Raw genomic sequence first — 18905 nt, 5'->3', positions numbered from 1 at the left:
TATGAGATCTCCGGCGGAGTCCAGGGGCGATGATGTCCCTTCCGTGGCAAGCGGGTTGGCGGACTGCCGAGCCGACGCCACCGGAGCGTACATCTGCTACCGCTTTTCTGGGAGGGCGTGTTCGGTGCATCCGCTGCATGAGACCGATCCGACGGACATGGGCCGCTACCGCCTGGCCGGCCGGCTCGGCGCCGGCGGGATGGGCGATGTCTACCTGGGCCGTACACCGGGCGGCCGGCCCGCCGCAGTCAAGGTGATCAGCGCCCAATTCCAGTCCGATCCACAGGCGTTGAGCCGTTTCCGCCGTGAGGTGGAGACGCTCAGGACGGTCCACAGCGCGTACACGGCCGCACTCATCGACGCGGAGGTGACCACACCGCCGTACTGGATGGCCACCGAGTACATACCGGGGCCGACCCTCTCCGACGCGGTCCGCGGGACCGGGCCGCTGCCGCCCGAGCTGTGTCTGGCGCTGCTGGCCGCGCTGGCCGAGGGCCTGACGGACATCCATGTCCGCGGGGTGCTGCACCGCGACATCAAGCCGCAGAACGTCATCCTCTCCGCCACCGGACCCCAGCTCATCGACTTCGGCATCGCCCGCGGCTTCGAGCCCTCCGACCTCACCCAGGCCGGTGTCGCCATCGGCACGCCCGGTTTCATCGCTCCCGAGACGATCACGGAGAGCGCGACCGGTCCCGCGGCCGACGTCTTCGCGCTCGGCGCCACCCTCGCCTTCGCCCTCACGGGCCGTCCGCCGTACGGCGAGGGATCCATGATGACGGTCGCCTACCGCACGGTGCACGAGGAGGTGGATCTGCGCGGGGTCCCCGCCGGCATCGCGGAGCTGGTCGCCCGGTGTGCCCACCGCGACCCCGGCCGGCGGCCCGACCCGCAGGAGATCGTGGACCTCTGCGGGGCGGGGACCGACCTCGTCCAGCACCCGGCCTACCAGCGGGCCGCCGCCGCGGTGGCCACCTCCGGTGCTCCGGCGCCCGCGGACACCACGCCGCCGGTGCCCACCGCGCAGACGCCCGCCGCCCCGCAGGCGGCCACCGCGCTCGTCGCCGCTCCCGCCCCCACGGCCGCCGCGACGGTGTTCGCGCCGGGTGCGCTGGCACCGCCGCCCGCCACCATGGTGGACACCGGGGGCCCGGCGACGGCGGTGCCCGGCACCGCAGGGACGGCCGCCCCCGACGTGGCGAAGCCAGGACGGCGCCGCCGGCTGGCGCTCGTACTCGGCGCGGTGGGCACGGCGGGGGCCGTGACCGCGACGGTGTTCGCGCTCATGACCCCCGGTACGGGCACGGGCGACCAGGCGGGCGAGAAGCCGACCGCCGGCCGGAGCGCGGGCGGGGCCGGCCAGGCGAACGGTGGCAAGGACCGTCCCTCGGCGGAGACCGGTGAGGCCGGCGCGGACGCCCCGGCGGAGCAGGACAGCCCCCCGCCGGACGCCCCGGCGCCGGAGCTACCGCCGGAGCTACCGGAATCGCTGGTCGTCCCGGGCGGACTCACCCTGAAAGTGGGCGAGTTCATCGAGGCGGCACGCGCGAAGCTGGTCATGCAGGCGGACGGCAACCTGGTGCTCTTCGACGAGAACGGCGAGGCCCGCTGGTCGAACCAGATGGCCGGCAGCGACTACAACACGGTCTTCCAGACGGACGGCAATCTGGTCACCTACGACGCCGCGCACCAGGCGATGTGGGCCAGTCAGACCGACGGCGCGGAGAACGCCGTCCTCGAACTGCGCGCCGACGGGAACATGGTCATCACCAAGGACGGCCAGGACCTCTGGCAGACCGATACGGCCCACTGACCCGGCGGGGGCCGGTCCCCGCCGACCCGGTCAGCCGCCGACGTAGGCCGCCAGGTGCTCGCCGGTCAGGGTGGAGCGAGCGGCCACCAGATCGGCGGGGGTGCCCTCGAAGACGACCGTTCCGCCGTCGTGGCCGGCCCCTGGACCGAGGTCGATGATCCAGTCCGCGTGCGCCATGACCGCCTGGTGGTGCTCGACCACGATCACCGACTTCCCGGCGTCGACGATCCGGTCGAGCAGGCCGAGCAACTGCTCCACATCGGCGAGATGGAGACCGGCGGTCGGCTCGTCGAGAACGTACACACCGCCCTTCTCGCCCAGGTGGGTCGCCAGCTTGAGCCGCTGCCGCTCGCCGCCGGACAGTGTGGTGAGCGGCTGCCCGAGGCTCAGGTAGCCGAGCCCGACATCGGCGAGCCGGTCGAGGATCCGCCGCGCGGCCGGGGTGTGCGCCTCGCCCGGGCCGAAGAACTCCTGGGCCTCGGTCACCGGCATCGCGAGCACCTCGCTGATGTCACGGCCCCCGAGGTGGTGATCGAGCACCGAGGCGTGGAACCGCTTCCCCTCGCACTCCTCGCACGTGACGGCCACACCGGCCATCATCGCCAGATCGGTGTAGACGACACCGGCGCCGTTGCAGGTCGGGCACGCGCCCTCGGAGTTGGCGCTGAACAGCGCCGGCTTCACGTCGTTGGCCTTCGCGAACGCCTTGCGGACCGGGTCGAGCAGCCCCGTGTACGTCGCCGGGTTGCTCCGCCGCGAACCGCGGATCGCGCCCTGGCCGATCGACACCACATCGACGCCGTCGGCCCCCGGTCGCCGGCCCAGCGACCCGTGCACGAGCGAGCTCTTGCCCGAGCCCGCGACACCGGTGACGACGACGAGCACCCCGAGCGGAATGTCGACGTCGACGTCCCGCAGGTTGTTGGCCGTCGCGCCGCGGATCTCCAGTGTGCCGGTGGGCTCGCGCACCGACTTCTTCAGGGCGGCCCGGTCGTCGAAGTGGCGGCCGGTGACGGTGCCGCCGGTGCGCAGCCCCTCGACGGTGCCCTCGAAGCAGACGGTGCCGCCCGCCGTACCGGCGCCGGGGCCGAGGTCGACGACATGGTCCGCGATCGCGATCGTCTCCGGCTTGTGCTCCACGACGAGCACCGTGTTGCCCTTGTCCCGCAGCCGCAGCAGCAGGTCATTCATCCGGCTGATGTCATGGGGATGCAGTCCCGTGGTGGGCTCGTCGAAGACATAGGTGGTGTCGGTGAGCGAGGAGCCGAGATGGCGGATCATCTTGACGCGCTGCGCCTCGCCGCCCGACAGTGTGCCCGACGGCCGCTCCAGCGAGAGATAGCCGAGGCCGATCTCCACGAACGAGTCGAGGGTCCCCCGCAACGACGCGACCAGCGGCGCCACCGAGGGTTCGTCGAGCCCGCGGACCCAGCCGGCCAGGTCGCTGATCTGCATCGCGCAGGCGTCGGCGATGCTGATCCCGCCGATCTTCGACGACCTGGCCCCCTCGCTGAGCCGGGTGCCGTCGCACTCGGGACACCTGGTGAACGTGACCGCGCGGTCCACGAACGCCCGGATGTGCGGCTGCATCGCCTCCTTGTCCTTGGCGAGCATCGACTTCTGGATCCGCGGGATCAGCCCCTCGTAGGTCATGTTGATGCCCGCGATCTTCATCCTGGTCGGCGCGCGGTGCAGGAAGTCGCCCAGCTCCTTCTTGGTGTACTTACGGATCGGCTTCTCCGGATCGAAGAAGCCCGACTCGCTGTAGAGCCGGTAGTTCCAGCCGCCCGCCTTGTAACCGGGAATGGTCAGCGCGCCCTCGGCGAGCGACTTGGAGTCGTCGTACAGCTCCGTGAGGTCGACATCGGAGACCGCGCCCCGGCCCTCGCACCGCGGACACATGCCACCGGTGACGCTGAAGCTGCGCCGCTCCTTCACCGTCTGCCCGGCGCGCTCCACGGTGACCGCGCCCGCCCCGCTGATCGAGGCGACGTTGAAGGAGAACGCCTGGGGCGAGCCGAAGTGCGGCTGCCCGAGCCGGCTGAAGAGGATGCGCAGCATCACGCCCGCGTCGGTGGCGGTGCCGACCGTGGAGCGCGGATCGGTGCCCATCCGCTGCTGGTCGACGATGATCGCGGTGGTCAGCCCGTCGAGTACGTCGACCTCGGGCCGTGCCAGTGTCGGCATGAACCCCTGCACGAAGGCGCTGTAGGTCTCGTTGATCAGCCGCTGCGACTCCGCGGCGATCGTGCCGAACACCAGCGAGCTCTTGCCCGATCCCGATACCCCCGTGAACACCGTCAGCCGGCGCTTCGGGATCTCGATATGGACGTCCTTGAGGTTGTTCTCGCGCGCGCCGTGCACACGGATCAGATCGTGGCTGTCGGCGACGTGCGGCGCGGCCGGGCGCGGCTCTGTCCTCGGGGTCCCGCTGCTCGTGTTCATGGCCGTTACGGTAGGCGCGGACCGGCCGCCGCGCTTCTCGATTCCTGACCGGTTCCGCCCCGTCGCTACTGTGGGGGCATGCGACCGACGAGGGAGACCCGTACCCTGCCGGCGCTCGCCCCGGGCGCGGTGCGGGTGCCGTTCGTCATCATGGGGTACGACGAGGTCGTCGAGCACGACACCAGCTGGAACGCGCACTCCCACCCCTGGCACGAGCTGCTCTGGAACGAGCGGGGCGCCTCCATGACCGTGGTGGGCGCGCGGGCGTGGACGGTCACCCCCACCCTGGGTCTCTGGATGCCCGCCGGCACGATGCACTCCGGCTCGGCCGTCGCGGGAACCTGGTTCCGCGCCGCCTTCTTCGGCTTCACCACCACCCCCTCGCTCTCCGACGTGCCCGTGACCGTCGAGATCACACCGCTGCTCCGGCTGCTGCTGGAACGGCTCGGCGACCCCGGCCTGCCGCCCGCCTCCCGGGCGGCGACGGAGACGATGGTGCTCGACGTGCTCACACCGTCCTCGCGGGAGCTGCTCGTCCAGATCCCCGCCTCCCCGCTGCTGCGCCCGATCGCCGACGCGGTACGGGAGAACCCCGGCGACCCGCGGACCCTGACCCGCTGGGCGGCCGAACTGGGCGTGAGCCCCCGGACGGTCACCCGTGCCTTCAACGCCGAGACGGGCGTCAGCTTCGCGCGCTGGGTCGCCTCGGTACGGGCGCAGCACGCGGTCGCGCTCCTGACCCGGGGCTGGGGGGTGGACGACGTCGCGGAGGAGGTCGGCTACCGCTCGGCGAGCGCGTTCGGGGCGGCCTTCCGGCGTACGACGGGGCTGACACCGGGCATGTTCCGGGCCTCCTGAGCGCCACCGGGTGTCCGGATCGCTACAGCCGCTGTCGTGAACGATTGATTGCGACACGTGCCCCCTTTTCGTAAGGTTCGAAGGCAAGCCTTACCTAAGACCGGTCGGTCCAAGTCGCTTGCGCCAGTACGGTGCACCGCTCCACGGCCGCGTTCCCGCGACCCCACACGTGCGAGGTCCGGCACCATCCCCCACCCGGAAATGGAGTACGGATCCATGCGTGCACATCGCCTTCGCACGGTCGCCCTCGCGGCGGCCCTCCTGCTCGGACTCACCGCCTGCGGCGGGGAGTCCGACACCGAGGAAGCGGAGAAGGCCGAGGGAGGGAGCGACAAGGCCGCCGGCGCGAGCGCCTTCCCCCTGACGATCAAGCACGCCCTGGGGACGACGACGATCCCGGCGAAGCCCAAGCGCGTGGCGACGGTCAACTGGGCCAACCACGAGGTGCCGCTGGCCCTCGGAGTCGTCCCGGTCGGCATGGCCGCCGCCAACTTCGGTGACGACGACGGCGACGGGATCCTGCCCTGGGTCAAGGACCGGCTGGAGAAGCTCAAGGCCGACACCCCCGTCCTCTTCGACGAGACCGACGGCATCGACTTCGAGGCCGTGGCCGACACACGGCCGGACGTCATCCTCGCCTCGTACTCCGGGCTCACGAAGCAGGACTACAAGACGCTGAGCGAGATCGCCCCCGTGGTCGCGTACCCGGAGGCGGCGTGGGCCACGCCGTGGCGCGAGATCATCCGCCTCAACAGCGAGGCCATCGGCCTCGCCGACGAGGGGGAGAAGCTGATCGGCGAGGTCGAGGGCGACATCGCCAAGACCGTCGCCAAGTACCCCCAGCTGAAGGGGAAGTCGGCGATGTTCATGACGCACGTCGACATCAACGACGTCAGCGAGGTCGGCTACTACACGGCGCACGACACCCGCACCCTGTTCTTCGAGGACCTCGGTCTGACGATCCCGGACAGCATCGCCGAGGCGTCCAAGGGGACCAAGAAGTTCGCCCTGACCAAGAGCGCCGAGCAGATCGACGCCTTCAACGACGTCGACATCATCACCGGCTACGGCGACGACAAGGGCGAACTGCTCAAGACCCTCAAGAAGGACCCCCTGCTCTCCAAGATCCCCGCCGTCGAGCGCGGCTCCGTCTACCTCCTGCCGGGCAGCTCCCCGCTGGCCACCGCGGCGAACCCCACGCCGCTGTCCATCTCCTACGTACTGGACGACTACGCGGCAGCGCTCGCCAAGGCCGCGGACAAGGTCAAGTGACGACGCTCGACACCCGACGCACGCCGGACGCCGCCGTGGTGCGGCGTCCGGCGCGTGTGCGGATCCTGTGGCTCCTGCTCTCCCTCCTCGTGCTGGCGGCGCTCATGGTGGCCTCGGTCGCCATCGGCTCGCGCACCGTCGCCTGGTCCGACGTCTGGACGGCGCTCGGCGGCGCGGACGGCTCGCTGGAACAGGCCGCGGTCACCAAACGGATCCCGCGCACCCTGCTCGCCGTGGTCATCGGCGCCGCCCTGGGCCTGGCCGGCGGTGTCATGCAGGGCGTGACCCGCAACCCGCTGGCCGACCCGGGCATCCTCGGCGTCAACATGGGCGCGTCGCTCGCCGTCGTCACGGCGGTCGCGTTCTTCGGGCTCGCGTCACCGACGGGCTACGTATGGGTCGCCATGGCCGGAGCGGCCGTCTCGGCGGTGTTCGTCTACACCGTCGGCTCGCTGGGGCGCGGCGGCGCCACGCCCCTCAAGCTCGCCCTCGCGGGCGCCGCCACGTCCGCGGCGTTCGCGTCGCTGGTGACCGCCGTCGTGCTGCCCCGCAACGATGTCGCGGGGAGCTTTAGGCTCTGGCAGATCGGCGGTGTCGGCGGCGCGTCCTTCGAACGCATCGGACATGTGCTCCCCTTCCTCGCCACCGGCTTCGTCGTCTGCCTGCTGTCGGCGCGGGCGCTGAACTCCCTCGCCCTGGGCGACGAACTCGCCGCTGGACTCGGCGAACGGGTCGCCGTGGCCCGGGCCACGGCCGCGGTCGGCGCCGTCGTGCTGTGCGGCGCGGCGACGGCGGCGGCCGGACCGATCGGCTTCGTCGGACTCGTCGTCCCGCACGCCTGCCGCCTCATGGTGGGCGTCGACCACCGCTGGCTGCTGCCGTTCTCCGCCGTGACCGGCGCCTCGCTGCTGACCGCCGCCGATGTGGTCGGACGGGTCGTGGCCCGGCCCGCGGAGGTCGACGTGGGGATCGTGACGGCGCTGATCGGCGCCCCGTTCTTCATCCACACCGTCCGCCGTCAGAAGGTGCGTGCCCTGTGAGCGCCCCCGCCGTCCCCCGGCCGTCCGTCCGGCAGGCCGTCACCCGCGGCCGGATCAGGAACGCCGCCCGGCGACGCCTCGTCGTCCTCACCCTGGCCGTGCTCGTCGTCGCCGCGTTCGCCGTGACCCTGATGGCCGGACAGACCTTCTACCCGCCCCGGGACGTGGTACGGGTGATCCTCGGCGAACAGGTCCCCGGCGCGTCGTTCACCGTCGGACGGCTGCGGCTGCCGCGCGCGGTGCTCGCCGTGGCGGCCGGGTTCAGCTTCGGCATGGCCGGCGTCACCTTCCAGACGATGCTCCGCAACCCGCTCGCCAGCCCCGACATCATCGGCATCAGCTCGGGCGCGAGCGCCGCCGCGGCCATCGCGATCGTCACCCTGTCCCTCGACGAGACCCAGGTCTCCGCCCTCGCGATCGTCGCCGCGCTCGCCGTCGCCCTGCTCGTCTACACCCTGGCCTTCCGGGACGGCGTCGTCGGCACCCGGCTGATCCTCATCGGCATCGGCATCTCCGCCATGCTCGACAGCGTCACCTCCTACGTACTGTCCCGGGCCGCGGAGTGGGACCTCCAGGAAGCCATGCGCTGGCTGACCGGCAGTCTGAACGGGACGAGCTGGAACCAGACCGTGCCCGCCGTGCTCGCCGTCCTCGTCCTGGCCCCCGTCCTGCTCTCCCGGGCCCGCGACCTCTCCACCATGCAGCTCGGCGACGACACCGCCTCCGCCCTCGGGGTCCGCGTCGAACACACCCGCATCACGGTGATCGTCGCCGCCGTCGGCCTGATCGCGTTCGCCACGGCGGCCGCCGGGCCGATCGCGTTCGTGGCGTTCCTGTCGGGGCCGATCGCGGCCCGGCTGGCCGGCGCGGGCGGCTCCCTGCTGGTGCCCGCCGGGCTGGTCGGCTCGCTCCTGGTGCTCGTCGCCGACTTCACCGGCCAGTTCGCGCTCGGCACCCGCTACCCGGTCGGAGTCGTCACCGGCGTGCTCGGCGCGCCCTACCTCGTCTACCTGATCGTCCGTACCCACCGGGCAGGAGGCTCGATATGACCATGTCCCACTCCCTGACGGCCGAGCGGCTCACACTCGGCTACGGCGACCGTGTCGTCGTCGAGTCCCTCGATCTGGCCGTGGCGCCCGGCGAGGTCACGGCCATCGTCGGGGCCAACGCCTGCGGGAAGTCGACGCTCCTGCGCTCGATGTCACGGCTGCTCACACCCCGCGAGGGCCGGGTCGTCCTGGACGGCCGGCAGGTGCACCGGATGCCCGCCAAGGAACTCGCCCGTACGCTCGGGCTGCTGCCGCAGTCACCGGTCGCGCCCGAGGGCATCACCGTGCTGGACCTGGTCGGCCGCGGGCGCCACCCGCACCAGGGCGTCTTCACCCGCTGGAGCGAGAAGGACGATGCCGCGGTGGCGTCGGCCCTGGAGGCCACACGGACGGTGGAGCTGGCCGACCGCGCCGTGGACGAACTCTCCGGCGGCCAGCGCCAGCGGGTCTGGATCGCCATGGCGCTGGCCCAGCAGACCGATCTGCTGCTGCTCGACGAGCCCACCACCTTCCTCGACGCCAGCCATCAGATCGAGGTCCTCGACCTGCTGACCGATCTGAACCGGACGCGCGGCACGACCGTCGTGATGGTCCTGCACGACCTCAACCTCGCCGCCCGGTACGCCGACCACCTCGTCGCCCTCGCCGACGGGCGTATCCACGCCTCCGGTTCGCCCGCCGAGGTGCTCACCGCGGAGATGGTCGCGGCGGTGTTCGGCCTGGAGAGCCGGGTCATCGAGGACCCGGTCTCCGGCAAGCCCCTGATGCTCCCCATCGGCAGACACCATGTCCTGCCGGGTGCCGGTGCCGGGGCTGTCACACGTGTGCGATCGCCCGATGGGTGAAGGTGGGCGACGTGCCCGGGTTGGCCCAGGAGGCGGTCAGCTCGCTGGAGGGGAAGAACTGCAGGAAGCGGGGGTCGGCCTGGGAGCGGTCGACCAGTGTCTTCTCGACGATCAGCGAGTTGTACTGCGCGGCGGTCGTCTCGATGGTGTTGGCGTTGAGCACCACCTCCTGGCCCCAGGCGCGGGCCCAGCGGGCGATGCCCGGCATACGGGAGTGCTCGGGGGTCAGGCACTCGGCGGCGATGACGTTCTCACTGCTCGCCCAGATGCCGGTGGAGGTGTTGAGGACGAGGGTCTGGTTGCCCAGCACATGGCCGGGGGTCTCGATCACGGCGACGCCGGGACCGAGGACCAGCGAACCGTCGACGGCGAGGAACGCGTCGGGCCGTACGTCCCGGTAGGTCTCCGGCTGGTACCAGGGCCGTTGCAGCGGATGGAGCCGGGACATGGCCAGCAGCTCGTGGCGCTGCACGATGACCTTGGCACGCGGGAAGACGGGTTCCACGACGCCCAGGTCGCGCTGGGGGCGGGTAGTGCCCACCCAGCGGCGCAGGTCCTGGGTGTGGAGGTGGTCGAAGAGCAGGTAGTCGACGTCCTCGGGCTCGATGCCGAGCCGGGCCAGATGGCCCGGGACCGTGCCGTGTTCCGTGGTCAGCAGTGACCGTACGAGGCCGGGGGTGCGCCGGACCAGTTCGGCGAAGTACGGGGTGTTCTGGCCGAGTTCGTGGTCGCTGGGCTCGAACAGCAGGACCCGCTCGCGGCCGTCGCTCTCCGTCCACCGGACGACCAGCATCCGGTTGGTGATGCTGAGGAACGGCGCGATGGCGCGAGAGGCCCGGAAGAGCCCGAACCTGGTCGGGTACGGCAGTGTGATCAGATCGCAGGTCGTGACGGAGTCCGGGGTGCCGGTCGCGGCGAACTCGGCGCGGAAGTCCGTGGCCCGGTCGCGGGCCGCGGCGAGGGCGGCGCCGTAGCCGCCGGGCACTTCGGCCAGGCCGTCGAACGTGGTGACGCGGGTGCCGGGGGTGGGCATGTCGAGGACGTCGGAGTCCTGCCAGGCGAGCTTCATCGATCCTCCCGGAGGGTGTGGCGCGGTGTGTCGCGGTGTGGTGCGGGGCGGTCAGTACGGGGCTTTCTCGCCCTCGGTCGTCACACCGAAGGTGTTGAGGAAGGTGCAGACCAGCTGGTAGAAGCCGACCGTGAGGACCAGGTCGGAGAGTTCCCCGGCGGTGAGGAAGGCGAGCGCCCCGGCGCGTTCGGCCTCGGTGAGGGTGTGGTGGGCCAGCAGCCGGTCGGTCAGGTCGAGGACCGCGCTCTGCTCGGTGGACAGCCCCTCGGCGGAGCCGGTCGCGGCGGCGGCGATGCCGGCCTCGTCGAGTCCGAGGAGGCGGCCGATGTTCTCGTGGTGGTGGATCTCGTACGGTGCCCGGTAGGTGTGTCCGACCCGGAGGATGGCGAGTTCGCGCAGGGGGTGCGGCAGAGCGCCCCGGAAGATCGCGTCGGCCATGTGGAGGAAGGCGGGGGCCAGGGCGGGCGAGTGGAACACCATGCGGTAGACGTTGACGGCGGACCGCTCGGTGGCGATCTTCCGCAGCTCGTCGGGGAGTGCGCTCAGGTCGGGGTACTCCATGGTCTTCTCCTTCGTACGGGCGTCAGCCGATCCTGTTGATGGGGCTGGTGCCGTCCCATGCGGCGGCCATCTCCCGCAGCGTCGCGAAGAGTTCGCCCTTGGCGCCGCCGATGTCGGAGATCTCGATGACGGTGCCGGGGTGTGTCTCGGTGTCGAGGTAGGCGAACCGGCCGCCCCGGATCGCGCCCTCCTGGGCGACCGTGTACCCCAGGGACAGGGCCCGGTCGTAGAGCTGCTGGTAGTCCTCGCTCCAGTACGCGACGTGCTGCGCGCCCTCGTGCCCCGCGTCCAGGAAGTCCTTGTAGAGGGAGGGCTCGTCGTTGAGCGGCTGGATCAACTCGATCTGTATGTCACCGGAGTTGGCGAGCGCTGCTGCCATCTTCATGCCGGAGTCCGCGCCCCGGTACCTGAACCAGTCCAGCTCCACCGGCTCCTGGTAGAACCAGGGGCCGACGCCCTGGGCGACCCAGAAGTCCATGGCGGCGCGCAGGTCGTGAACGACGTAACCGATCTGGGCGATCCGCCCGAAGACACGGCTCATGATGCGGCTCTCTCTTCCCTCAGTGGCGTATGGCGGGTGCGGGTGGAGTCGTAGGGGCGGTGTGACGCGGCCGGAGCCGTGTTCCCGGTGTCATCCGGCCGGCATCTCCAGCACGATCTTTCCCACGGCCGTGTTGGACCGCATGTGGTCCGCCGCCGCCTTGGCGTCGTCGAAGGCGAAGACCCGGTCGACGACGGCCAGGACCCTCCCGTCCCGTACGGCCGGTACGGCATCGGCGGCGAGGGCGGCGCAGACACCGGCGAGTTCGTCGGGCGTGCGCACACTGAAGGTCGTACCGAGAACACGCAGTCGCCGGAACGCCAGCCGGTCGAGGTCGACGGTGGACGCGGCCCCGGCCAGCCGTCCGACGCTGACGACGGTGCCGCCGACGCGGGTGGCGAGGAACGCGTCGGCGAAGAGCTGTCCGCCCACGTGGTCGAGGGTGAGATCGGCGCCGGCGCCGTCCGTCACACCGCCCACGGACTCGGCGAGGCTCTCCGACGCCGTGTTGACGACGGAGTCCGCGCCGAGGGCGCTCAGGGCCGCCGCCTTGCCGGCGGAGGTGGTCGTCGCGATGACGCGGTCCGCGCCGAGCGCCTTGGCCAGTTGTACGGCGATCAGGCCGACCGACGAGGTGGCGCCGAGGACGAGGACGTTCTGTCCCGGGGCGAATCCGCCCTGGGTGAGGGCGTCGTGTTCGGTCGCGAGCGCCACGGGCAGGGCGGCGGCGTCGGTCCACGACAGCGAGTCCGGCACGGTGATCACATGGCGGTGGTCGACCAGTGCGCAGGGCGCGAAGGCGCCCAGGGTGACGCCCATGACACGGTCGCCGACGGCCGGGTGCCGCACACCGGCGCCGATCGCGTCGACCTCGCCGGCGAATTCGAGACCGGCCGTGAACAGGTCGCTCGTCCTCGCCCGGGGACTGTACGTGCCCTGGAGCATGTACAGGTCCGCCCGGTTGACGGCGGCGGCCCGTACACGCACGCGGATCTGTCCCGGCCCCGGCGCGGGCACGTCGACGTCCCGCACGTCCCACTCGGGTCCGGCGCCGCCCATGAGCGCGCGCATGGTGCTGGTCATCCCGATTCTCCGATACTTATGGTGTATGTATGCCGTTCCCGCACGCTAGGCTTACGGAATAAGTCATGTCAAGGCTCCAGCGATCCCCGGGGCGCTCCCGACTTATGAGATAAGTTGAGAGGAGGTGAGGCGCGAGAGCGCGGCAACTGGACGCAGGGAGGGGCGATGGCCCAGAGGATGACCCGCCGCGGGCCGCTGACCAGGGACGAGATCGTACGGCAGGCCTTGGTGGTGGCCGAGACGGAAGGCATGGAGAAACTGTCGCTCCACAAGATCGCCGCGGCGGTCGGGGTGCGGACCATGTCGCTGTACAACCACGTCGGCGACAAGGCCGATGTGCTCGACGCCATGGCGGACGTGATCCTCAAGGGCATCGTGATCCCCGACACGGACGACATGCCGTGGGAGGACGGACTGCGCGCCCTGGCCAGGGCGTTCCGCACCGCCGCCCTGAAGTACCCGCACTCCGCGCCCCTGGTACTGACCCGGCGCCTCAACGCTCCGGCCGCCATGCCGGTCGTCGAGACGGCGCTGCGCTTCCTGAAGCGCGCCGGTCTGGACGACGCCGCCGCCGTCCACGTACTGCGCGCCGTGATCGCCTTCCTGATCGGAACGCTCTCCCGGGAGGTGGGATTCGCGCCGACGTACGCCGGCGCGATCCCCGGCGTGGTCGCCATGCGCGAGCAGGACCTCGTCGAGAGCGGACTGCCCGCCGTGGCCGCCGCCTCCGCCGAACTGGCCGTCTGCGACCACGAGATCGAGATGGAGTTCGGCCTGGAGCTGCTCCTCGACGCGGTCCGTCGCCGCGTCGAAGCCCTGTCGTAACGGCGGCGCGGCTTCTCAGCCCGCCGGGGGCCGCGCCGGCTCCGGCGGCCAGGTGCCGGGCGCCAGGATCCCCGCCGTATACGCGCGGGCGACCAGGGCCGCCTTGCCGGACACGCCCCAGCGGCGGGACAGCCGCTTGAGGTGGTAGTTGACCCCGTCCGCGGTGAGGCCCACGGCCGAGGCGATCTGCGCCGCCGTGGCGCCGCCGGCGGTCAGCGCGAGGATACGGAGCTCGGTGCCGTCCGCATGCACCGTGCCGCCCGGGACGGCGGGCGCGGCTGTCTCCTTCTCCGGCGTCCCCGCCTCCGCCACGCGCACGATCACCAGCAGGTTCGGCTCGTCGAAGGAGGTGTCGTCGACCAGCTCGACACTGACTTCCCCGCGCCGCTCCACACCGTTCACGGTGGTCCAGCGTACGGCGACGGGATAGCGCGACCGGCGGTGCAGCCGGATGGCCTCCTCTATCGAGCGGAGCTGGCCCCAGCTCTCCGGGTGGAACAGGTCCAGGGCGCTGCGTCCGTTGAACGCCCCCGCGAGCTGCCCCCATTCGGCGGCCAGGGCCGGGTTCGCCCGCAGGATGGTGCCGTCGGTCCCGCAGAAGGCGACGGGCAGCGGGATGCGGTCAAACAGCGCCGCGGTGCGGTTGCGCCAGAAGACCGCCACCGTGCTGTCCGGCACCACAGAGCGGGAGCCCGTGGAGCCGCCCCCACAGTTCATAGGATTCTCCTCCTGCATGCTGTCTCCTCCTTCGGATGGCAAGTCCCACCGGGCCGGTGTCGCCTACCAATTCTGGTAGAGGCGCGGCGGTGACAATGGCCCGAACGGCGCAAGGCTTGAGACAGGCCGCCCGCCGGGTGGTCCGCTCAACAGCCTCGAACGCAGAGGGAACCCCACATGACCGAGGTCATCCTCCCGCCGCACACCGAGACCCGCTACGGCCTGCCCGTCGTCGGTCCCGCCCCTTCCGCCGCCGCCGGCTCGCTCGTGCGGGCGACGCTGGAGCGGGCCAGAACGTACGGACCGAACTTCTTCCAGCGGGTCGGCGACCACGATCAGCTCTTCGCCAGTGGGCTCGGCCTGGTCACCGAACTGGCCGACGAGCAGCGGTTCGCGAAGCTCGTGGGGCCGGCGCTGCTGAACGTACGCGAGTTCGTCGGCGACGGCCTGTTCACCGCCTTCAACGACGAGCCGAACTGGGCCAAGGCCCACGACCTGCTCATGCCGGCCTTCGCCCTCGGATCCATGCGCCGGTACCACCCGGTCATGCTGCGCGTCGCCCGCCGGCTGCTCGGCACCTGGGACCACCACGCCGCCGCGGGCACCCCGGTGGACGTCGCCGACGACATGACCCGGATGACGCTGGACACCATCGGGCTGGCCGGGTTCGGCTTCGACTTCGGCTCCTTCGACAGCGACCGGCCGCACCCCTTCGTCGGCGCCATGGTGCGCTGTCTGACCTGGGCCATGAACAGGACCACCCGTCCGCACGGCGCCGCCGACGGGACCGATGGGACCGACGGGACCGACGAGGCGTTCCGCGCCGACGCCGCCTACCTGGCGTCCGTGGTGGACGAGGTCATCGCCGCGCGCACCGCCGCACCGACGCCCGCCGACGACGACCTGCTGGGGCTGATGCTGAGTGCCCGGCACCCGTCCGACGGTACGACGCTGGACCTGGAGAACATCCGCAACCAGGTCATCACCTTTCTGATCGCGGGCCACGAGACCACGTCGGGCACCCTCGCCTTCGCGCTGTACTTCCTGTCCAGGCACCCGGAGGTGCTGCACCGGATGCGGCGGGAGGTGGACGGAGTGTGGGGGGAAGCCGCCGACCCCGAGCCGACGTACGAGGACATCGGCCGACTGCGCTACACCCGGCAGGTGCTGAACGAGACCCTGCGGCTGTGGCCCGCGGCCCCCGGGTTCGGCCGGCAGGCCCGCGCGGACACGGTGATCGGTGACGGCATCCGGATGCACGCGGGGCAGCCCGTCTTCGTGCCGCTCCCGATGCTGCACCGCGACCCGGTGTGGGGCGACAACCCGGAGCTGTTCGACCCCTCCCGATTCGACCCCGAGGTGGAGGCGGCCCGCTCGCCGCACGCCTTCAAGCCGTTCGGCACCGGCGAACGTGCCTGTATCGGGAGGCAGTTCGCCCTGCACGAGGCGACGATGCTGCTGGGCATGCTGGTGCACCGCTACCGGCTCATCGGCCAGGACAGCTACGAACTCACCATCAAGGAGACGCTGACGATCAAGCCCGACGGCTTCACCCTCGGCCTCGTCCGGCGCACCCCCGCCGAGCGCGCCGCACCGGCCGCGGCTCCGGTTCCCGTCCCCACCGCCGCCGACAGCTCGCTGCCCACGCGGGTCGTGGGGGGCACACGGCTGCTCCTGCTGCACGGCACCAACTACGGTGCGTGCCGCGACTTCGCGGGCCGACTGGCCGGAGCGGCGGGGGAGTTGGGATGTGACACCGAGATCGCCCCGCTCGACGCGTACACCGGCGCGCTGCCGCTCGACCGCCCGCTGATCATTACGGCCGCCTCCTACAACGGGCAGCCCACCGACGACGCGACCGCGTTCGTACGGTGGCTGGAGACCGCGGGGCCCGGCGCGGCGGACGGTGTGACCTACGCCGTTCTGGGCATCGGCGACCGCAACTGGGCGGCGACGTACCAGCGCGTTCCCACCTTCATCGACCGGCGGCTCGCCGAACTCGGCGGCACCCGGCTGCTCGCTCACGCCGAGGGCGACGCCTCGGGCGATCTGGCCGGTGCCATAAGGGAGTTCACCGAGCGGATGTGCGCCGCCATGCTGGCGCGCGCGGGCGATCCGGCATCCGCCGGCGCCACCGTCGAGGCGGGGCCCGGGTATCTCGTGCACGAGGTGGCCGGCGCGCCGCTGGAGGCGCTGGCCGCCCGCCACGGGATGACCGCGATGACCGTCACCGGGGCCGGGAGCCTGAGCGCGCCCGCGTATCCGCGCGTCAAGCGGTTCGTACGGGTGGCGCTGCCGCCGGGGCGGACCTACCGGACCGCGGACCATCTGGCCGTGCTGCCCGCCAACGACCCGGCCCTGGCCGAGCGGGCCGCCAAGGTGCTGGGCGCCGACCTCGACACGGTCCTCAGCATCACGACCGTACGGCCGCGACCCGGCGCGCTCGACGTCGACCGGCCCCTGACCGTACGGGAGTTGCTGACCCGCCACGTCGAACTCCAGGACCGGCCGACCGCCGGGCAGCTGCGCACCCTGGCCGCCGTCAACCCGTGCCCGCCCGAACAGCGGGCGCTGGCGGCGCTGGCGGACGACGAGCGGGCGCTGGCCGCCGACCCGCGCACCCTGCTCGATGTGATCGAGGAGCACCCGGCCCTGCGGGAGGCCCTGACCTGGCAGGTCGTCCTCGGCCTGCTGCCACCGGTCCGGCCGCGCACGTACTCGGTCTCCTCCTCGCCGGCCGCCGACCCGGACCATGTCGACCTGATGGTCTCGCTGCTGGAGGCGCCGGCCCGCTCGGGGCGCGGAACCTACCGGGGCACCGGCTCCGGGTATCTGCACACCGTGCGCCCCGGCGATGTCGTACTGGCCAGGCTCCAGCCCTGCCGCGAGGCGTTCCGTATCACCCATGACGACCGCGGCCCGGTCATCATGATCGCCGCGGGCACCGGGCTCGCGCCCTTCCGCGGCGCGATCGCCGACCGCCGTACGCGCGCCGCGTCGGGGGACCGGCTCGCCCCGGCGCTCTGCTACTTCGGCTGCGACGCGCCCGACGCCGACTATCTGTACGCCGAGGAGCTGCGGGCCGCCGAGGCGGCCGGGGCGGTGTCCCTGCGGCCCGTCTTCAGCGCGGCGCCGGTGGACGGGGCGCGGTTCGTGCAGCACCGGATCGCCGCCGAGGCCGACGAGGTGTGGGCGCTGCTCGAAGCGGGGGCCAAGGTCTACGTCTGCGGTGACGGCCGGCAGATGGCCCCCGGCGTCCGCCGGGCCTTCCGCGACCTGTACGCACGCCGGACTCCTGGCGGCGGCGAACGGGCGGGCGAACAGGCCGGCGAGGAGTGGCTGCGCGCGCTGATGGACCAGGGCCGGTACATCGAGGACGTGTACGCGGGCTGAGCCGGCCAAGGGGGTCACACGTGCTGCGGTGTCAGGCGCGTGTGGCCCTTGCGGTCGTAGTACGCCGTCATCGCGAAGCCGAAGAGCAGGGCGAGCGCCGCGCCGATCGCGATCATGGTCCAGGCCCGGGTGAGCCCGGCGTCGCCGCGCGCGCCGAAGTAGAGGAGCGCGCGGACACCGTCGCTGAGCTGCCGCATCGGCTCGAAGTGGGAGAGGAAGCGGTAGAACGCGGGCACCGCCTGGAGCGGCACGGTGGCGCCGGACGACGGCAGCCCCAGCACGATGAACACGAACATGGACACGAGCTGGCCGATGCCGCCGAAGGCGGCGTTGATGGCCTGCACGCCCAGGCCGACCGCGAGGGACGCGCAGTAGGAGTAGATCCACAGCAGCGGGATGTGGGTCGCGTCCATGCCGAGGACGGCGACGCAGGCGACCAGCACGAGCGTGACGCTGAGGACCGTGATGCCGGCCGTCATGGCCATCTTCAGCAGCAGCGTCTGGGTGCGGTTGACGGGCACCGTGGGGCGGCGGGTGTGCCAGGGGCCGATCTCGTTGTCGGCGTAGCCGAGGGCGGTGTCGACGCCGTTGCTGATGACGTTGCCGCCGAGGAAGCCGGCGAGCACGAGCAGCAGGGTGTAGTAGAAGGCGCTCAGGCCGAGACCGCTGTGGCCGCCGAGGGGGTGGCCGACCTGGGTGGTGACGGCGACCGGGTCGGCGAGCAGCAGCTTCTGTGTGGCGCCCGCCCCGGTGGCGGACGCGGTCAGCCGCTTGCCGATCGTCAGGGACGCCTGGTGCGCGGTGGCCGTGGTGATCTGGGTCGCCAGGGACGAACCGAGGCTGCCCTTGCCGGGGTTGGTGAGCACTGTCATCGCCGGGCGGGCGGTGGCGTCCGTGGTGGTGAGCGCGGCGACCGCGTCGGTGAAGCCGGCGGGGATGACCAGCGCGCCGTAGACCTTGCCGGAGTCCAGCGCGTCCTGGGCCTGCCGGAGGGTGAGCGGGCGCCAGGCTGCCTTGTCGTCGGAGCGGTCGGTGGTGATGGCGTGGGCGACCTGGGCGCCGAGGTTCTCCGGCTGTCCCGGCAGCGGCTTTCCGCGGTCGGCGTTGACGAGCGCGATGGGCAGGTCGTGCAGGTCGCGCTGCGGGCTGACGACCCCGCCCATGTAGAGCACGGAGAGCAGCAGGGCGAGCAGCCCGGTGAGGACCGTGGGCACCAGCCACAGCTTGGGACGGCGCAGCAGGCCGGTGGCGCGGGCCTGTGGGCGGGTGTCGGGGGTCGAACCGTCGGGGGCCGAACCGTCGGGGTTCGTGCCGTCGTCGCTCATGGTTCTCCGTCGTGTCGGGGACCGGGCGGGCGGGGGCCCGCCGGGTCAGGATGGGGAGAAGTACGGCGA

The 18905-nt window shown here is 71.8% G+C and carries 15 protein-coding genes; 8 read left to right on the top strand and 7 right to left on the bottom strand.

From position 1 onward, the window contains the following. The first annotated feature begins 124 nt into the window (after positions 1–124). Positions 125–1813, top strand: a complete 1689-nt coding sequence (locus AB0389_RS01845; protein WP_366393316.1) for a protein kinase — start codon at positions 125–127, stop codon at positions 1811–1813. Positions 1814–1843: 30 nt separating this feature from the next. Here AB0389_RS01845 and AB0389_RS01840 read toward each other — a convergent pair whose 3' ends face one another. Next, positions 1844–4258: an excinuclease ABC subunit UvrA gene (locus tag AB0389_RS01840; RefSeq protein WP_366393315.1), complete on the bottom strand. Its 2415-nt coding sequence runs from the start codon at positions 4256–4258 to the stop codon at positions 1844–1846. Positions 4259–4336: 78 nt separating this feature from the next. Here AB0389_RS01840 and AB0389_RS01835 point away from each other — a divergent pair, with 78 nt between their 5' ends. From AB0389_RS01835 to AB0389_RS01815, 5 genes are all read left to right on the top strand, one after another. Next, the gene (locus AB0389_RS01835; protein WP_366393314.1) at positions 4337–5116 is read left to right on the top strand and encodes an AraC family transcriptional regulator; all 780 of its coding nucleotides are present in this window, start codon (positions 4337–4339) and stop codon (positions 5114–5116) included. A 216-nt stretch (positions 5117–5332) separates the two neighbouring features. Beyond that, positions 5333–6388 (top strand): iron-siderophore ABC transporter substrate-binding protein, encoded by a 1056-nt coding sequence (locus AB0389_RS01830; protein WP_366393313.1) that lies wholly within the window; start codon positions 5333–5335, stop codon positions 6386–6388. After that, on the top strand, positions 6385–7428 hold the full coding sequence (locus AB0389_RS01825; RefSeq protein ID WP_366393312.1) for an iron ABC transporter permease: 1044 nt from the start codon (positions 6385–6387) through the stop codon (positions 7426–7428). Before AB0389_RS01830 ends, AB0389_RS01825 begins: the two co-directional genes overlap by 4 nt. Then, the gene (locus AB0389_RS01820) at positions 7425–8477 is read left to right on the top strand and encodes an iron chelate uptake ABC transporter family permease subunit (protein ID WP_366393311.1); all 1053 of its coding nucleotides are present in this window, start codon (positions 7425–7427) and stop codon (positions 8475–8477) included. Before AB0389_RS01825 ends, AB0389_RS01820 begins: the two co-directional genes overlap by 4 nt. Beyond that, the gene (locus AB0389_RS01815) at positions 8474–9322 is read left to right on the top strand and encodes an ABC transporter ATP-binding protein (protein WP_366393310.1); all 849 of its coding nucleotides are present in this window, start codon (positions 8474–8476) and stop codon (positions 9320–9322) included. The genes AB0389_RS01820 and AB0389_RS01815 overlap by 4 nt, the downstream gene beginning before the upstream one ends. On the opposite strand, the gene AB0389_RS01810 is transcribed toward AB0389_RS01815, so the two are convergent. The 4 genes from AB0389_RS01810 to AB0389_RS01795 form a co-directional block, all read right to left on the bottom strand. Next, on the bottom strand, positions 9294–10391 hold the full coding sequence (locus tag AB0389_RS01810; protein ID WP_366393309.1) for a hypothetical protein: 1098 nt from the start codon (positions 10389–10391) through the stop codon (positions 9294–9296). The genes AB0389_RS01815 and AB0389_RS01810 overlap by 29 nt on opposite strands. A 51-nt stretch (positions 10392–10442) precedes the next feature. After that, positions 10443–10952, bottom strand: coding sequence for a carboxymuconolactone decarboxylase family protein (locus tag AB0389_RS01805; RefSeq protein ID WP_366393308.1), 510 nt, complete (start codon positions 10950–10952; stop codon positions 10443–10445). A gap of 22 nt (positions 10953–10974) precedes the next feature. After that, complete coding sequence (locus tag AB0389_RS01800) at positions 10975–11493, bottom strand: VOC family protein (RefSeq protein ID WP_366393307.1); 519 nt, start codon at positions 11491–11493, stop codon at positions 10975–10977. A 90-nt stretch (positions 11494–11583) separates the two neighbouring features. Further along, on the bottom strand, positions 11584–12576 hold the full coding sequence (locus AB0389_RS01795) for a zinc-binding dehydrogenase (RefSeq protein WP_366393306.1): 993 nt from the start codon (positions 12574–12576) through the stop codon (positions 11584–11586). A 165-nt stretch (positions 12577–12741) separates the two neighbouring features. Between AB0389_RS01795 and AB0389_RS01790 the strand changes: the two genes are divergently transcribed. Next, entirely contained in the window at positions 12742–13401 is a 660-nt protein-coding gene (locus AB0389_RS01790) for a TetR/AcrR family transcriptional regulator C-terminal domain-containing protein (protein WP_366393305.1), read from the top strand. Positions 13402–13416: 15 nt separating this feature from the next. Here the strand turns inward: AB0389_RS01790 and AB0389_RS01785 are convergent, their stop codons facing one another. Beyond that, the gene (locus AB0389_RS01785) at positions 13417–14136 is read right to left on the bottom strand and encodes a PAS domain-containing protein (protein ID WP_366393304.1); all 720 of its coding nucleotides are present in this window, start codon (positions 14134–14136) and stop codon (positions 13417–13419) included. Between the two features lie 159 nt (positions 14137–14295). Between AB0389_RS01785 and AB0389_RS01780 the strand changes: the two genes are divergently transcribed. Next, positions 14296–17511, top strand: a complete 3216-nt coding sequence (locus tag AB0389_RS01780; protein WP_366393303.1) for a cytochrome P450 — start codon at positions 14296–14298, stop codon at positions 17509–17511. Positions 17512–17525: 14 nt separating this feature from the next. Here AB0389_RS01780 and AB0389_RS01775 read toward each other — a convergent pair whose 3' ends face one another. Then, positions 17526–18836, bottom strand: a complete 1311-nt coding sequence (locus AB0389_RS01775; RefSeq protein WP_366393302.1) for a DUF3533 domain-containing protein — start codon at positions 18834–18836, stop codon at positions 17526–17528. Between the last annotated feature and the right edge of the window lie 69 nt (positions 18837–18905).

This window comes from Streptomyces sp. NPDC093109 (genome assembly GCF_040701725.1).
Taxonomy (GTDB): Bacteria; Actinomycetota; Actinomycetes; order Streptomycetales; family Streptomycetaceae; genus Streptomyces.
This window is presented reverse-complemented; position numbering and strand designations above follow the sequence as displayed.

Bases quoted from the DNA above. Each gene is read 5' to 3' on its own strand.
- AB0389_RS01840 (WP_366393315.1), bottom strand. From the start codon at position 4,258: ATGAACACGAGCAGCGGGACCCCGAGGACAGAGCCGCGCCCGGCCGCG.
- AB0389_RS01780 (WP_366393303.1), top strand. From the start codon at position 14,296: ATGACCGAGGTCATCCTCCCGCCGCACACCGAGACCCGCTACGGCCTG.
- AB0389_RS01795 (WP_366393306.1), bottom strand. From the start codon at position 12,576: ATGACCAGCACCATGCGCGCGCTCATGGGCGGCGCCGGACCCGAGTGG.
- AB0389_RS01805 (WP_366393308.1), bottom strand. From the start codon at position 10,952: ATGGAGTACCCCGACCTGAGCGCACTCCCCGACGAGCTGCGGAAGATC.
- AB0389_RS01775 (WP_366393302.1), bottom strand. From the start codon at position 18,836: ATGAGCGACGACGGCACGAACCCCGACGGTTCGGCCCCCGACGGTTCG.
- AB0389_RS01800 (WP_366393307.1), bottom strand. From the start codon at position 11,493: ATGAGCCGTGTCTTCGGGCGGATCGCCCAGATCGGTTACGTCGTTCAC.
- AB0389_RS01810 (WP_366393309.1), bottom strand. From the start codon at position 10,391: ATGAAGCTCGCCTGGCAGGACTCCGACGTCCTCGACATGCCCACCCCC.
- AB0389_RS01835 (WP_366393314.1), top strand. From the start codon at position 4,337: ATGCGACCGACGAGGGAGACCCGTACCCTGCCGGCGCTCGCCCCGGGC.
- AB0389_RS01830 (WP_366393313.1), top strand. From the start codon at position 5,333: ATGCGTGCACATCGCCTTCGCACGGTCGCCCTCGCGGCGGCCCTCCTG.
- AB0389_RS01815 (WP_366393310.1), top strand. From the start codon at position 8,474: ATGACCATGTCCCACTCCCTGACGGCCGAGCGGCTCACACTCGGCTAC.
- AB0389_RS01790 (WP_366393305.1), top strand. From the start codon at position 12,742: ATGGCCCAGAGGATGACCCGCCGCGGGCCGCTGACCAGGGACGAGATC.
- AB0389_RS01785 (WP_366393304.1), bottom strand. From the start codon at position 14,136: ATGCAGGAGGAGAATCCTATGAACTGTGGGGGCGGCTCCACGGGCTCC.